Below are 16,369 nucleotides of genomic sequence, written 5' to 3' on the forward strand. Positions count from 1 at the left end.
CGATATGTTTCTTCACCTGCACAACATGTCGCTGAAAATCGATTAAATCGTGAATTTACTGCAAGCAAACCCAACGAAAAATGGGTAACAGATGTGACGGAGTTCAAATTAGGAAATGGAAAGAAAGTATTATTTACATAAGTACCAAACATTTGAAGCGTTACAACAAGCGATTGAGGATTATATCCAGTTTTACAATAACGATAGATACCAAGAACGATTAAACGGCTTAAGCCCATTAGAATATTGGGCTAAAGCCGCTTAAAAGCTTTTTATTATTTCCACTGTCTACTTGACAGGGAGCAGTTCATAGTGGTGAGGGGAATTTTTTTATACATGTTTATATTTATCTTCTCTTAAAAAGTATAAGTTAATTAGTTCATTTGCTAGCTCGCATGGCAGTTTTTTTTGTTCAAGTAAAGTTGTTAATATTAAACGCTCCAAGGATCCTACAAAACTATCTACAGCCACATTAATGTCTACACAATATAATTGTAATAGATGCTCACAATCATGGAGGTGTATCAGGGAAATTAACTGCTGTGTAAGCTGGGATTTAACTATAACTGACTGTTCGGATTCAAATAATCCAATTTTCGTTAACTTCGGATTTTCAAGTATGTAGACGAACAACATTTTTATTTTTTGCTTCAGCGTTCTAACTAAACCTTCTATTCCCTTTACAACTTCCTCTGAATGTTTACTCATGATTTCATCAAATCCACGCTGAAATCGTTTATTCAGATCGTTATACAGAGAGTCCTTACTTTCAAAATATAAATAAAAAGTTGGTTGTGTTACATTGGCAGCTTTTACAATGTCACTAATTTTTGTATCATGATAACCTTTTTCAGAAAATAGCTCTACAGCCTTTTCAAGCAATAATTGTTTACTTCGTTCACCATTTGAATTAATCTTCCTACCTCTTGCCATACTTTCCACCTTATCTTAGTTTGTAGTTCCTTCAAGTATTATTATTACTAAGTAATGCCAAATTATTAATATGTCCTGCTTATCAACATAACGTGTGGTTGATTTCCGTTCCGACTAGGCGCTTTGTTGCTGTCGCTTCGCTTTCGCACAGATAAATTGCCACAAGATGTGGCGTTCTTAGACTGAGTTCCTCTATTTCAGTAGATGTATGGACACCCATTGAAAGGGAATGTCATCACAACTTTTGGTGATGAGTCATATGCTCAGCAATTATATCTCTTCATAATTAGGTCCGGATTCATCTTACCATCTATAGAGTTGGGAGACTTCTGTAGCAGATGTTTCATTTTCGCTACAAAAATATTTCGCTAAAATAAGTTAAAAAATTCCACACTATCTGAATAAAATCATTATAATACAGCCCCTATTTTTTTACTATAAAATATTGTGAATATGACATTTTTTTTGCAACAAGTACTTATATTGTCTAACTAATCCAACTTTTATTTCCTGTTTTAGGATGGAGTCTTACTGCCCTTTAATGCGGGATAAATAGCAAAGAAGCTGCTTGTGTTCGTATTTATAGGTATACTTTGAAGATTTATCGAAACAATAACTCGTTTTATCGAAACTTTTTGGCCTTTTATCGAAAAACAACCTCTTCCTATTTTAAAAAAAATACAAAAATGGGTATCTAAGAATTTCTTCTAAGATACCCATTTTAATTACTATTGTTTTAAAAGTTTTCTTTTCAGTTTTTCACTAAGTTCTTTTACTTCCTTCACGCCAAATAATAAATAGGAGCCTACAAGCACAGCACCAAAAATAACAAGACCTACAATAAATGTTATCCACCTGTTGTCAAATACTAAATACTTGCTTGAAAAGTAAATAACAATCGTAATAATGATTGTTGGTGGAACTGCTCTGAAAAATTGTAGCTCTTTACTGAAGACGCCCATTTTCAGGTCATATTTATAGGCTGCATAAATAATCAGCATAATAAAGTTTGTCACCGAACTCAAAAGTGTCCCCCATGCAATTGCTTCTGCTCCACACTTATCGACTAGTAGCATAATAACGGCAATGTTAATCCCGAATACATTCACTAAGCTGAAGATAACAGGTGCCATTGAGTCACCCTTTGCATAGTAAAAGCGAGTTATATACGTGTTTGCTGCTAAGAAATACATAGATAACACGAAAATCGCTAGAACTGGTGCTGTAATGGCAGTTGAATTTTCATCAAAACTACCACGTTGATATACAACCTGCACAAGGTTTTCTGCATAAAAATATGAGTAGATTGTTACAGGAATAAGTAATAACAAAAGATAATGTAGTCCTTTTGAGTACAAAGTTTTAATGGAAGTATAATCATTATCTGCTTCTTTTTGGCTCAAAATTGGATAGATAACTGTCGTTACTGCTGTAATTAAAATTGCTTGAGGGAATTGCATGAGCCTCGATGCATAGTTAACAGCAGCTACTGCCCCTTCAGATAACATTCCAGCAAAAATACGTTGTAATAATGCGTAAAGTTGAATTGTTGCACCTCCGAGCATAATCGGTAAGATCATTACCCACAATTGCTTTGAAGCAATGTTACGCTCAAATGAGAAACCAACCTTATACGAATCCATTTTTCGATATCCGACAATTAAGAAATACACCATTATTACTGCACTTACTAATGCACTAATACCATATCCAATTGGGCCGATATTTGGAATATTAGATAAACCTACAGCAATTACTAAAAAGATTGCATTGTAAATCAAAATGGCGAAACTAGACAAATGGAATTTTTGATTTACATTTAGCAATCCACTATACCATGAGGATAATACGAGTAAGATTGATGAAGGCATCATCCAATAATACAGATTTTTAGCTAATTCTAAATCCTCTTGACTAAACTCGCCCTTTTCAACTTTAGCTTGGTTAAACATGTCCATAATCGGATTAGTAAACGCTAACATCACAACTGTCATTATTGATACAGTTAACAAGACAATTGTAAAGGACTGTTTAACAAATAGTGCACGGTCCGTTGTTTCTCGATTATAAATAGAGATGACGGCAGTCGTAAAAGCACCACCTACGACTAGATATAAAAAATTAGGGATTGTGTAAGCTGTGAAGATACTATCAGCAACATGGGTACTACCATATTGATATCCGATAATCATTTCACGTAAAAATCCGAAAACACGGGCCACGACATTAATAATCGCAACTGCCCCTACTACTTTTATAAATTTATTCATAAGCCATCCCTACCTTCGATGGCCGACTTGTAAATCGCTATACAGCGAGCTGTTATATTTTTTTCATCGTGAATGGTTAAAACCTTATCGACCGCTTCACGATTCATATATTGATCTTTTGGCGTGTTCACTGCACGCAGCATCTCCTCAGATAAAACCATAGCGTTTTCAGGCTCCACTAAATGCCCTGCGCCTTCTCCAAGCAAAGATACAAGTCCACCTACATTTGAAGCAATAACAGGTGTATCTGTCGCTAATGCTTCTAATGCCACTAACCCAAAACCTTCCAAATGGGATGGTAATACAAAGACATCACTTGCTTGGAACCACTTCACTAGTTCTTGTTGTTTTAGTGGATCTATAAATTTGACGTCTCCACTGATTAATGGTTGCAAGGATTGGAAAAATGCTTGATCTCTTCTAGAACCTACAATATTTAACTCTAAAGGACGAGATACTTTTGTTTTTAGCATTTGGAAAGCTTGTAACAGCTCCTCCACGCCTTTTTGCTTAATAACATTTCCTACAAATAAAAATCTGAATGGCTCCGAAGCTAATTGCAGTTCTTTGCACACTGCTGCTTGACTTCCTTTTGTGAAAACCTCACGATTCACACCCATACTAACAATAGAGATTTTATCAGATTCAATCCCAAAATCTTGTTCAATTTGTTGAGCTAAGACAGGGCCTACTGCAATAATATGTTCGCTTTCACGTAAAATACTGGCTGTCCAGTTGCGAATTCTTACATTTTTCTTGGCCATGCGCTCAATATCGCCGCCATGTGCTGTCACGATAAAAGGTATACCAAACATTTTCTTTAATAGCAACGACAGCATACCCGATGGGAACACATAATGTGCATGTGTGACATCAATAGACTTTCTGTTTTTTAAGCCTTTCATTAATGTCGATAAGCCCCATTTTGTATATTTCATAATGGTGTTTTTCTTACCTGTCGCCGGATTTGCATTGACTGATATATCTACGTCTAGTCCTGCTTTTTCAAGTGCAGTGACTTGGTTTTTCACAAAAATACCAAATGATAAATGATCAGATGTTGGATACATATTACTAATGACGAGTACTTTTTTCATAGACGTGTCACTGCCTTTTTCATTAATTCCTGACCATGCATGGCCTCTTGATGAATATGGGTAGCAATTTGTTTCGTCTCTGCAATTGACTGCCCCCAATTGCTACTTAATTTGCCAACTACTGTGGATAGAGCCTTCCCATCATCCTCTATATCCTGCATTTGTAAGCAACGATCTGATGCGCCCACAAAGGACATAAAATCCTGTACTTTTGTATGATAGGATATCGCAATAATCGGCGTTTCCGAATCGGTTGCCAAAATAAGCGAGTGTAGACGTGTACCGATGATAATGTCCTGCTCCTCAGTTACCTCAAGTAATCGCTCTGGCACCAAATTTTCCTCAATAATTTCTGTATGTGCACGTTGTTGCATTTTTTTCTGAATATCCTTCGTCACAGTGACGTCTTGCGGGAATTTCGTGGCAAAAAAAGTAATTTTGACATTATGCTCTGAAATTACATTATCTAAATTTTTCGCCATACCAGTAACGTACGAATCATATTTTTCAACATTTCCCTCTGGCCAATAATTTGCATTATAGTATGGAACCGCTGATACACCTATCTTAATTGGTTTTTCTGCGTAATTTTGACGATCCCTTTTTAATGTAAATGCAGGATCACCAATGATTTCTATTGGCTTTTTCACCCCAATACTTTGCAAAAGCTTCTTGGACTGAGGATCACGTACAGAGATACTTGCTGCATAACGACACATCGCACGAATACTGATTTTTCCAGAAAACGTATCAAGTGGTCCAGCGCCACATCCGTATATAATGTAGGGAATATTACTTTGTTTTGCCATCATTGCATACGCTCCATACAGGTGAGCTTCACGTTTATAGAAATCCATTAAAATACCACCTCCACCAATGATGAGGAGGTCAAATGTTGCTACATATTGTTTATTATTTTTAAAGGTATGGATAAACGTTTTAAATAAATTACTCTTTCTGTAATACAATGGATAGCTGTGTACCCCATAACGTTCGGATGTTTGTTGTGTGTTATTACTAAAAACGGTAATGTCATCACTAGTTACCGAAAATGTTTGTTTTACTTGTTGAAGAATGCCGTATAATATTGATTCATCACCATTATTATCATTGCCGTAATTCCCCACAATGCCTATTTTCATTAAAAAACATCCTTTTACTTTTTAATACTGAGATTATACCACAATTGTAGATTTTCGTTCTTTTTAAAAATAGTAAAAAAAGGCGAGCTTTAAAGGCCAATACTAGAAAAATTAAACTATATTTCTATCTAATACGGCTCCCTTTGCTTTAAAAACAAAAATAGCAAACTAGATAAAATACTACTAGTTTGCTATTTTTTAAAGGCAAAACCTTTCTTTAAGGACTACTGTTATTGATGGATTGCTCGATATAGGAATAATCCAAAGTGAGCGCGACTAATCGCTTCATTTGGCTTAAAAGTGTTATCACCATAGCCAGTTGTAATATTATTTGCTGCTAGTTGCTGAACATATGAATATGCCCAATGATCCTTCGATACATCTTTAAAGTTAATGTTACTTGTTCCTTCTAGGTCATAAGCTAATGCTACAACCTTCGCCATTTGTGCACGCGTTAAAGTACCATTTGCATCAAAGGTATTGTCGCCTTTACCACTCATAATACCAGCCTCTACTACAGCTGCGATTTGTTTATAATAAACGTGATTCGCAGGAATATCCTTAAAGCCTGGATTTTTTACATTGGATGTATCTAAACCAAGTGCGCGACTAATAATAACTGCCGCATGTGCACGTGTCAGTTTATCATTCGGTCTAAATGTGCCATCTGCTTGACCTGTAATTATATTATTCTTTGTTAAGTACTCAATTTCTTTATAGTACACATAATTATCTGGAATATCTTTAAACAAAGAAGGTTTTGCTACAGTCACCGCAGCCTCTGCACTTTTTGTTCCTAAAGTCGCTATCACCTTACCAGTAGCACCTGGATTTTTAGCTGTAAACTTACCATCATTAGTAATGGTACCGATATTACCTTCTACAGACCATTCCACCTGTGATGGATTGTAAACTAGAGGTTTGCCACCATCATCCTTTGCATCCATAGTAAATTTAACCGTTTCGCCAGCACTTACTGTTTTTGATTTTGGCGCAACGTTCAATGTTGCCGGAGCATCTACTACTTTCACTTGGAATGATTCAACAGCAGTGCCATCATGGTTGATGTAAATTCGATCATTACCGGCTTTCGTTGCCGTATAGTTTAAACCATTAATGTTTAAAATATTATTCTCAGATGTTAGCGATAAATGACCATCGAGTGGAAGTGCATTATAGTTCTCATCTAATACATATTGTACTGCTATACTAGACGAAGCACCTTCTAAAAGAGTTGCATAGTTTGTACTATTTGTCTTTTTAATATATTTTCCTTTACCAGTTGGTGCCGTACTAACAGCTTGTAATGTTGCAGACACAAGACGTTGCGTGTTTCCTGAATTCGATGGTAGGTTCGCTAATACGACATTATTGCTACCGTGATTTCGAATACCCATTGTTGTTGAGCCGCCACCATCTAGGTTAATTGCTTGATCGACACCAAGCGATACTAAATAATTAGCAAGTTGAACCATATTCATACCTTTACTATGACTTTGACGTCCATCTACCGTAATAAAGTGTACTGTTTTTCCATTATCACTTGTCGCAACAACTGTACGTGGTGCAACCTCTTTTGCACGAGAACTAGATGTGCTCATCATAATGTAAGGCTTATTATCCTTTACTAAATACGGACCACTTGCCATGATAAATTTTGCATCCTGCCACTGCTTATCAATAGAGAAGTTAACACTCAGCTCATCTCCAAGTGCTATTTGACTTAGCTTATTGTGCCAATCTCCCCCTTGTAATGAAACAACAAAGCCAGTTGGAGGAATAGATATTTTATCCTTTGATCCATAAGGTGTAATTTTTGTAACTTTTCCTGTTAACGTTTGTCCAAATTTATTTTCAGTAATTGGCGCACCTGTATCAACTACGATTTCAAAACCATATTCATTTGTATTTGTTGTTTTACTATAAAATTGTGGTGTGTAAATCATCGATTCGTTAATATTACGTTCACGGTTCATTCCTGACATTGCATAATTTGTGCCTTTGTGAGAAAGCGTTACATCAAAATCAAAATAGTCAATCTCACCGCGGCCATCTGCTGTCATCCCGAAAGCTGTAGGGACATTCATATATTGATCGGTGCCGTTTGAAACCGCTCCACCGTTTAAAATAACATTATCTTTAGCTAGTAAAAATAATGGGTAACCTTCTGACATATTGAAGAAACTTGCATTAATAGCACCGACTACACGATTCCCCTCGCGTGAATTACGATTAGCATTCGCTACTGTCGATTCTTTTCCATTGACTGTTGCAGGCATACCCAATTGTACCTCTGTCATTGGCTCATCGACATTTACCGTAATATGATTTATAGAATTTGTATAGGTATTTTTGTATGTATATTGTTTATACTGTATACCTTTCGATAATGGAATATCCTTCGTAACTGTTTGGAATGCATAGGCATTCAATGGACTAACAACCATTGACAATAACACAACTAAAACCAGTAAATTTTTCGCTATTTTTTTCATTTTTTTTGCGCTCTTAAGTAATATAGAGCCCTCAACTCTCCCTTCGTATGCTTTACTTCTATAACACTATCAAAAATATGCCAAAATAGCTATGGAACATTTAAGCTATTTTCCAGTTTTCTAGGAATTGTCAAGAATGCTATTCATATAGTCTCATTTTGTGATTTTTCTAACGTTTACCTTTATCGTGACCCTATAACTTTGTTAAAATGGTGTAGAAGTTTAGGAGGGTAAAAATATGAAAAAACTATCAATCATTGCAATGCTCATGACTGTAGTCGGCTTGCTTTTTTGGCAACCCCAACTGGCATCTGCTGCTGATGAACTCACAGGGCATTCCCATGAAAAGGGACTTCGCTATTTAATTTCCAAAAATGCATTAGTAAAAGATGCAAAAGGAAGTTATCGTCCAAATGATAATGTGACACGCGGAGAATTCGCTTCTTATTTGGCAAAGGCCATGAATCTTCAAGAGACTAGCGACATAGTCTTTAAGGATGTCCCAGATACATATTTGCATGCAAAAGATATTAAACTTGCTGCTTCAGCTGGGATTATTACAGGCTATGGAGATGGTTCATTTAAACCGAATGCCGCTATTTCAAGACAGCATATGGCGATTATGCTAGAAAGAGCTATTGATTACTTAGAAATTCCTAAAGGTACTTCTACTATTACCTTTAAGGATAATGCATCTATTATTAAAGACTACCGCCAAGCAGTAGCTGTAGGTGCCCAATTAGGGATCATTCAAGGCTCTAATGGTTACTTTATGCCTAACAAAAATGCAACTATTGGACAAGCAGCTACGTTTATTCACCGTTTAATGACACTTGCTGGTGATTCAAATACTGGTAATACGAACGATGGTAAGCCAAACACTGGTGATCCAAATGACGGCAACTCAAATGGCGGTAAGCCAAACACTGGTGATCCAAACGATGGCAACTCAAACGGCGGTAAGCCAAACACTGGTGATCCAAACAATGGCAACTCAAACGGCGGTAAGCCAAACACTGGTGATCCAAACGATGGCAACTCAAACGGCGGTGAGCCAAATCCTGGAGATCCGAATACAGACTCCCCTAAATACGTTATTAAGGAAATTTCAAACGGCACACTAGTTGGCAATCAAGGATTCGCTACTTTTGCAGATGCTGAAAAGGCCATGACAAAAAATACACAGGTTATTGTTCAGAATGATAAAATTGTGAAAATGTCTTCAGGCTATGTCGTGACAAATAACTATGTTGCACTAAAATCTGAAACAATTAATGACTCGATTGGTGTTGCAGGTAATACAGAGATGGAATACCTTAGCAGTGATGAAACACAAGTAAAAGTACGTTTAGCTGGTCAAGTCGGCTACTTAAAACACGCTGATGTTACATTAATCCCATTTGCAATGAGCAAAGGTCGCTCTTACTATACAAATGAGAATGGTGAAATTAAACACACGCTCTACGATTACAAAACAAATAAATATTCTTCTAGCTATGTTTACGGAAAGGCACCTTCTTTCATGAAGCCAGGTGAAAAATACTATAGCTGGGATGGCATCTCTTTCACAAATGGAAATGGGTCTTCTAAAGGGGAAGCCTATAACTACTATCAGTTTTTACCTGCTCGCGCAACAACACAATACACTGCAGAAGAAATTGATGCTTATATTATGCAGAAGTTAGCGGAGATGGAAAGTACGGGGATTACGCAATATAAAGATGCAACAAAGAAAAGTAAGTTAATCGGTTTAGGCAAAACATTAAAAGAAGTAGAAGCAAAATCACAAATTAATGCGATGCTTATTTTATCACTTGCACAGCATGAAAGTGCTTATGGTATGAGTCCTCATGCACAAGACTTAAATAACTTGTTTGGTTTGTATGTATATGATACTAACCCACTAAACAAAAAGTTTGATAGTATTGTTGCCAATATCAATGAGCTTGTTGATAAGTTTTTACAGCCAAACTATATCACGCCAGGTGGTTCACCAGGCAGAAACTTTGCCAACGGCGCTGTAGTTGGTTCAAAAGCTCTTGGCTTTAACGTAAAATACGCTTCTGACCCATACTGGGGTGCAAAAATTGCAGGACATTACTACCGTGCTGAAAAGGCATTAGGCTTTAAGGATGCCAATAACCCATATACGATTGGTATCACAACAACGCCTGGTTTAAATGTTCGTACAGAAGCATCTACAAGTAATAGTCCACTATTCACGTATGCACGTAGTGGAATGCCTGTTATCATCACTAACTCTGCTACAAACGGTTGGTATGAGGTTCTTTCTGATAAACTTCATACAGGAACAGCTTTTGTTAGCAAAGACTATGTACAAGTGATCAATACCGTAAAATAAAAAAGAAGTCGTCCTATCATTAGGACGGCTTTTTCTCTGTGAAGAAAGCAGTTTTTCAGGTTCTAAAATATTGTTATGGAGGTGGGATCGACACTCCTGCTGAAGAACTACGCATTGTGCCTGTAAAAACAAAGGTGGCGGATAGAACGCCCGATATACAAAAAGAGATGCCTCAACTGACTATTGAGACATCTCTACTATTGTTAATATGAAAGTTTTTTATTGTCCGTTTTTATAACCGCCGAGGCCAGGATCACAAAGCCAAGCATTAAAATAAATATTAAATCGAGTAAGCCAGTATGCATAGACACTGTAAATAGAGTAATGACAAATGCATAAGCTACTGAGTGGAAGCTACGAATACCGCCTTGCTTCACTTTATTATAAATTAATGAGATTAATACACCATATAAGAAGAATCCAATCCCTACAAGTACATAACCGCCATCTAAGAATAACTGACCGATAAACGTAGGCGTTGTTGTTCTATTAGGGCGTGTAATATATTTACCTTCTTCTACACTTAGTGAGTTTACAACTTCTGTTACTTTCATACGAGGTGACACTTGTTCACCTGATCGAATCGTGTTAAAGATACCAGCATGGAGTTCACCATTTAGGTAACCTTCTTCTTGCGTATATTCAATAATTTTACTTAAAACAATATGTCCAGTTACACTCTCACCATTTAATGAACGAATCCATTTTGGCGTTAAGTTAACTTGCTGCTCTACTGTTAACAGTTTTTCTTTTTCTGTTTCAGTTAATTCTACATCTGGTTGTTCACGGCTATTAAATTCCTTCGTCGTATCTTCTGATACAACACGTAGGAAACCAAACATTGAGAAAGCTACTCCGATGACAAACAGAGCTGAAAGGAACCATGTTAATTTCACACGCTTCACAACATAATGGAAAATAATAATACCAGTAAATAACATAATAATTAATGGTGTACGGTAACCCATTAATAGGAACAAGAACATAACAGCAGCATAAATAGAACCGTATACTAATACTTTCTTCCATGTCATGTGCTTTTCTAAAATCATTTTATACGATAATAACAATAAAACTCCAAACCATAATAATTGGGCAAAGAAGTTTAATTTTGGATCAAGGTTACGTCGACTAGATTCATCAGAAATTCCGAGTCCTCCACCAAAAATCATTAATAAATATGAAGCTAAACCAAGTAAAGTTAAGAATACAATAAAATGAACAACATATTTCCCTAAGAAAGATAAACCAAATGATGGGATTGTCCATTGTAATTTATCAATAACGTACACACCGATGTAATAGCATGCAAGTGCTAAAAATACCGCTGGCCAAATTGATACTTTTACATTAAATAACTCAAATCGATGGAAATCGAATAGACTCGTAAAGAAATATAGCACTAATATAAAAGGTAAAAAGAAGTACGGTGAAAACGTATCAATCTTATTGACCTTTGCTAAAGTTTGTTTCAATTTATTCATAAATGTCATACATCTAAGTAGATGTGATTGCCCTCCTCTATCGCAAATCATAGTTGTGTCTTTTTTTCATTCTTATACAAAACAAGAGTTATTATATCATAAATACAGATAGACTTATAGAAAGGAATGAAGTGATTTTATATAAAATTATGCAATAATTTCTCATTCTGCCTAATTAATGGCCCATTACCATAACGTGTGGTTGATTTCATTTCCGACTGGGGGCGTCTGATGAGCCGCTTAGACCGAAAGAATGTTGGTCATGAAGACTTATCACAATCCCCACTACCATCAACTTATATACAGGGCATACGTCTTAACAATTGTCATCCATTTTGATGAGGTGCCAAATTTTAATGATTCATCCATTATTTATGTGTAATATGAGTAATGTAGTGCAATTTTGATGGAAAACATAGAACTAAGGATGTGGATTTAATGCAGAAATTATTCATTTCATTACTTGTAGCATGCACTTTTATGCTTATAGCTTTTTTAGCACCTACACAAGCTAAAGCAGCACAGAAAATCGGTGTCGTTTTCTCTGAAAGTAGTGAAAAATACGCCAATACAACACACCCAGGTGGAACATTTAATGGCCAGTCTGTTTCTGAAAAGGTGGACTATAGCTCCACGTATAATAAGGAACTTAAAGCATTTCTTCTCTATCAGCAACAAGGCTTCCAAGTAGAGAAGATTTTTGAGAAAGACTTAAACCATTTAGAAAATTTAAGTGAATATGATGCAATCGTCTTTGCCTATACAGTCATGATGAATCATCAGCAACGCGAAAATGTCAAAATGTACGTTCGAAATGGCGGTGGTGCAATTTTTGCCTTCCAGACAGCGCGTAATGAATCAACAAAATTCCCTAAATCCGGCCAAATGGATCTTTCTCCATTAATCTATGATGTCGATTCATGGGTAATGGAGTGGGATAATTTAACCGAGGTATTCAATTCACGTTTTATTGACGATATCGTATTAGGAAATTCCACGATAAGCAATATTAATACTGTTCATCCAATTATTCAAAATACAACAAAAGAGCTTGGCAAAAGCAAGCTTACTCTAACAAAAACAAATCGTGATTGGGTAGAAATCATTAAGCCTTGGCAAGGGGGATCTGCAACACCTATTTTATATTTCTCAGATTACAATTTCACAGACAAGGCTAAAACAATGAAAAAGAATGAATTTGGCGCTGCTCATGCTATCGAATACGGTAAGGGCAGAGTTGTTCAAATTGGATTCAAAATCTATGATTATATTAATATTGATGCTAAAGCTGATTGGCAAGATCACGAAAATGGTGCTGCCTATTCCACAACTACTGGTGACAAGGATGCACAAGTATTTATGAAGCATGCTCTCAATTGGGTAGCCGACAATCATAATGGCAATGTGCCCCGCCGTTATAATCTTTCGCTTTACTCTGACGGGGTGCAAGGTTATGTAGCACCGTCCGGTAAATTTGTTTTCTACTCTACTGTAACGGTTAAGAACAATGGTAATGTGCCTGCTCGAGGTACATTGAAAGTAGAAATTTTAGACGCAAACGATAAAGTGGTTGGTAAAGGGCATGAACGTTACATCCCAGGCCTTGCTGCTGATTCCACAACAGACAATGCTGATAAAAAAGATATTAGTACCCATACCGAAAAATATCAAATTTCTATGCCTGGTAATTTAGCTGCCGGAACATATACGATACGTACATCCTTTATAGAAGGACGTGATGATCGCAAAAATGCTAATGAAAAATTTGCAACGATTGCAGAAATTAAAACGCTCACACGCGCAAAAGGTTCCAACAAAGCAACAATTGCTGCCGCACCATTCTTCCCAGATGTAGCATCATCGAATGGTGCCTATCATGATATTAAAAACTTATATGCACTTGGCATTGTAAAAGGTTCTAACGGGAAATTTAATCCACAGGGTACACTGACTCGCCTTCAAGCAACAGAAATGATACTGCGAGCATTAGGTATTCCAGCATCAAACTCAGCTACATTAAATGCGAGTGACATCAAAGCAAGTGAGTATGGCTATGCAGTTTTAGCAACAGGCTTACGCTACGGCATTATTGCATTAGAGGATGGCAAAATCAATGCCCACCAGCCAATGACGCGCGCTGCTATGGCAGAAGCACTTGTCAACGGCTTCAAGCTACAAGGCCACACGAATCATACTTTCACAGATGTACCTGCATCTCATGCTTATTATAAAGATGTCCAAGCTTTATATGCACTTGGCATTACAACAGGCTATGCCGATCATACATTTAAACCAAATGGTACAGTGACACGTCAAAACTTCGCGCAATTCATAAACAGAACACTACATGCAAATTCAAAATAAGTAAGATGCTACTTTGGATTCAAGATAAGTTACTTTTGGACAGCTGATAAAAATACTGGAATCGATGATAAAACAGCGAACATCGCTGATAAAAGTACTGGAACCGATGATAAAAACTCAACATCGCTGATAAAAGTGCTGGAATCGATGATAAAAACTCAACATCGATGATAAAAGTGCTGGAATCGATGATAAAAACTCAACATCGCTGATAACATTCCTTTTAACTGTACTACAAAAAAGAGCTACATGGTTCGTTACCTGAACCATGTAGCCCTTTTTATTATTGCTTTGAGTAATACTCCGATATTCCTTTGTAAACAGATTCAGCAAATAACTCAGCATATTGATCATCCGTCATTTTAGCGTTGTCTTCATTATTTGTGAGGAAGCCTAGCTCGACTAAGATAGATGGAATAGCCATGTTGCGAATTACATAGTATTGCTGTTCTTTGACACCACGATTTTTCATTTTTAAGTTATTAACAATTTGATTATTTACAAATGTAGCAAGATCAACGTCTTCCTGATGCATGTCCCCTGTTGAAATAGCATAATATGTTTCAGTGCCCTGTGCAGAAGTATTCGCTGCTGAGTTCACATGGATACTTACGAAGACTTCACCGTAATTAGCATTTGTAAAGTCAACACGGTCTTGTAGTGAAGGATAGGTATCCACCGTACGAGTCATCAATACCTTCGCACCCGCAGCCTCTAGCTTTTGCTTCACAAGTGTGCCAACCTTTAATGTGATGGCTTTTTCAGAATTAGAACCTACAACCGTTCCAGGGTCCTTACCACCATGACCTGGATCAATAATGATAATACGATCTTTTAACGCATTACCATTTTGATTTAATAACTTTAAGTAAGATTTATGGACATACCCTGTTTGACCATTAGAGGTAACTTGTGCCCAGTATCCGTTAATACTGTTCACTTGAACATATTCGCCCTTTTTCAGCTTACTTACTACCGTAGAAGTAGAGTTAGCTTCTGTGCGAATGTTTAAATTGTCAACTGTCACTCGACCAAGTAAATCACCTGTAACTGATGGCGTTATTGGGTCTGGAGTTGGAGTTGGAGTTGGTTTTGGGTCTGGAGTAGAAGGCTGTTCTACTTTAATATCCTCTGTACTATTTGCCACGATATAACCTGGTAATCCGTTCACTTCTGTTAAATAGTAGCCACTTACCGTCTTATAAACTGGTAATTTCACTTTACTATCGACAGTCGAAATAACCTTTGAAGAAGATGTTGGTTTGACGTAAATATTTATACTTTGTGTTGTAGTAACTTGCTTTTGAACATCCCCTAATGCATTACCGTCCGCATCTAAAAACTGTGCATACTTTTTATAAATATAAGCATAGGTATCTTCTGATGAAACTTTTAACCAATCTCCTTCAACTGCATAGACTGATAGTTTACCACCTTTATTCACTGTACCCACAATGTTAGCATTAGATGAAGAATCTTTGGATTTACGAATATTCAATCCGTCAGTCGTTGAGGAAACTAATCCAATGACCTGTGATGGATCAGGTACAGCTACACCTTTAACAGGTAACTCTAAACGATACTTTTCACTTTTCGCACGCGCTACAAATAACGCAAACTGTGCACGTGTCACTTGGCGATCTGGGTAATAATTTTGACCGCTCCCTTTTGTAATACCATTATAGTAAATTGTATTCACGTATTGAACGTAGTCATGTGTAATATCTACGTCCACAAAAGGAGAATCGACATTTTCATATTCACTTGTATCAAGCTTAAATGCTTTCGTTAATACATAACTCATTTCATCACGAGTTAAAGGTTTGTTCGGTAAGAATTGTCCCTTTGTATTTGTTTTAAAGTAACCAAGCTGTACGGCACGTTCTACATAACCTGAAAGCTCACTGCCAACTTGAACATCTGTGAAGCTTGATTTATTAACAACTAGTGGTTTATTACCTGAAGCAACAACAACCATTTTGGCAACTTGTCCACGCGTTACGTTATTATTTGGTTTAAAATACGTCTTCCCTTTTTCTGTATATCCTTTAATCACACCTAAATTCACTAAATAATTGATCTCTTCATAAGCTTCATGCTTTGAAGAAATATCTTCAAAATTACCACTTGCACTTGCATTATGTATGGTAAAAATAGAAGCTGATATGAATAAGATGCATAACATAAGACAGATTTTCTTGAGATACAATGTCTTTTTTCCT

10 protein-coding genes and 1 pseudogene are annotated in these 16,369 nt (G+C 36.5%); 3 read left to right on the top strand and 8 right to left on the bottom strand.

All coding sequences use genetic code 11. The features are described 5' to 3' along the window. Positions 1-163 precede the first annotated feature (163 nt). Positions 164-265, top strand: a pseudogene (locus BFJ97_RS25855) (IS3 family transposase); the annotation flags it as partial. Positions 266-330: 65 nt separating this feature from the next. Here the strand turns inward: BFJ97_RS25855 and BFJ97_RS18715 are convergent. From BFJ97_RS18715 to BFJ97_RS18735, 6 genes are all read right to left on the bottom strand, one after another. Beyond that, positions 331-933: a TetR/AcrR family transcriptional regulator gene (locus BFJ97_RS18715; RefSeq protein ID WP_068986165.1), complete on the bottom strand. Its 603-nt coding sequence runs from the start codon at positions 931-933 to the stop codon at positions 331-333. An 82-nt stretch (positions 934-1,015) separates the two neighbouring features. Then, the gene (locus BFJ97_RS24875; RefSeq protein WP_175401807.1) at positions 1,016-1,153 is read right to left on the bottom strand and encodes a hypothetical protein; all 138 of its coding nucleotides are present in this window, start codon (positions 1,151-1,153) and stop codon (positions 1,016-1,018) included. Positions 1,154-1,661: 508 nt separating this feature from the next. Further along, positions 1,662-3,203 carry a murein biosynthesis integral membrane protein MurJ gene (murJ, locus tag BFJ97_RS18720; protein WP_068986166.1) on the bottom strand — a complete coding sequence of 514 codons (1,542 nt, stop codon included), beginning with the start codon at positions 3,201-3,203 and terminating at the stop codon, positions 1,662-1,664. Beyond that, the gene (locus tag BFJ97_RS18725; protein ID WP_068986167.1) at positions 3,200-4,300 is read right to left on the bottom strand and encodes a glycosyltransferase; all 1,101 of its coding nucleotides are present in this window, start codon (positions 4,298-4,300) and stop codon (positions 3,200-3,202) included. Before BFJ97_RS18725 ends, murJ begins: the two co-directional genes overlap by 4 nt. Then, complete coding sequence (locus BFJ97_RS18730) at positions 4,297-5,442, bottom strand: polysaccharide pyruvyl transferase family protein (RefSeq protein ID WP_068986168.1); 1,146 nt, start codon at positions 5,440-5,442, stop codon at positions 4,297-4,299. The genes BFJ97_RS18725 and BFJ97_RS18730 overlap by 4 nt, the downstream gene beginning before the upstream one ends. 230 nt (positions 5,443-5,672) lie before the next feature. Then, positions 5,673-7,937: an S-layer homology domain-containing protein gene (locus tag BFJ97_RS18735; protein ID WP_068986169.1), complete on the bottom strand. Its 2,265-nt coding sequence runs from the start codon at positions 7,935-7,937 to the stop codon at positions 5,673-5,675. Positions 7,938-8,175: 238 nt separating this feature from the next. Between BFJ97_RS18735 and BFJ97_RS18740 the strand changes: the two genes are divergently transcribed. After that, positions 8,176-10,299 (top strand): S-layer homology domain-containing protein, encoded by a 2,124-nt coding sequence (locus BFJ97_RS18740; protein WP_068986170.1) that lies wholly within the window; start codon positions 8,176-8,178, stop codon positions 10,297-10,299. A gap of 203 nt (positions 10,300-10,502) precedes the next feature. Here BFJ97_RS18740 and BFJ97_RS18745 read toward each other — a convergent pair whose 3' ends face one another. Continuing rightward, a complete protein-coding gene (locus BFJ97_RS18745) occupies positions 10,503-11,783 on the bottom strand; it encodes a hypothetical protein (RefSeq protein ID WP_068986238.1) in 1,281 nt (426 codons plus the stop codon). A gap of 438 nt (positions 11,784-12,221) precedes the next feature. Between BFJ97_RS18745 and BFJ97_RS18750 the strand changes: the two genes are divergently transcribed. Next, entirely contained in the window at positions 12,222-14,147 is a 1,926-nt protein-coding gene (locus BFJ97_RS18750) for an S-layer homology domain-containing protein (protein ID WP_068986171.1), read from the top strand. A gap of 283 nt (positions 14,148-14,430) precedes the next feature. Here the strand turns inward: BFJ97_RS18750 and BFJ97_RS18755 are convergent, their stop codons facing one another. Next, positions 14,431-16,356, bottom strand: a complete 1,926-nt coding sequence (locus BFJ97_RS18755; RefSeq protein ID WP_068986172.1) for an N-acetylmuramoyl-L-alanine amidase — start codon at positions 16,354-16,356, stop codon at positions 14,431-14,433. Positions 16,357-16,369 lie beyond the last annotated feature (13 nt).

Source organism: Lysinibacillus xylanilyticus (assembly GCF_001708185.1).
Lineage (GTDB): Bacteria > Bacillota > Bacilli > Bacillales_A > Planococcaceae > Lysinibacillus > Lysinibacillus xylanilyticus_A.

What these genes read in the sequence shown, in the direction of transcription:
- BFJ97_RS18730 (WP_068986168.1), bottom strand. Translation starts at nt 5,442, where the DNA reads ATGAAAATAGGCATTGTGGGGAATTACGGCAATGATAATAATGGTGAT.
- BFJ97_RS18715 (WP_068986165.1), bottom strand. Translation starts at nt 933, where the DNA reads ATGGCAAGAGGTAGGAAGATTAATTCAAATGGTGAACGAAGTAAACAA.
- BFJ97_RS18740 (WP_068986170.1), top strand. Translation starts at nt 8,176, where the DNA reads ATGAAAAAACTATCAATCATTGCAATGCTCATGACTGTAGTCGGCTTG.
- BFJ97_RS24875 (WP_175401807.1), bottom strand. Translation starts at nt 1,153, where the DNA reads ATGGGTGTCCATACATCTACTGAAATAGAGGAACTCAGTCTAAGAACG.
- BFJ97_RS18725 (WP_068986167.1), bottom strand. Translation starts at nt 4,300, where the DNA reads ATGAAAAAAGTACTCGTCATTAGTAATATGTATCCAACATCTGATCAT.
- BFJ97_RS18750 (WP_068986171.1), top strand. Translation starts at nt 12,222, where the DNA reads ATGCAGAAATTATTCATTTCATTACTTGTAGCATGCACTTTTATGCTT.
- BFJ97_RS18735 (WP_068986169.1), bottom strand. Translation starts at nt 7,937, where the DNA reads ATGAAAAAAATAGCGAAAAATTTACTGGTTTTAGTTGTGTTATTGTCA.
- murJ (WP_068986166.1), bottom strand. Translation starts at nt 3,203, where the DNA reads ATGAATAAATTTATAAAAGTAGTAGGGGCAGTTGCGATTATTAATGTC.
- BFJ97_RS18745 (WP_068986238.1), bottom strand. Translation starts at nt 11,783, where the DNA reads ATGAATAAATTGAAACAAACTTTAGCAAAGGTCAATAAGATTGATACG.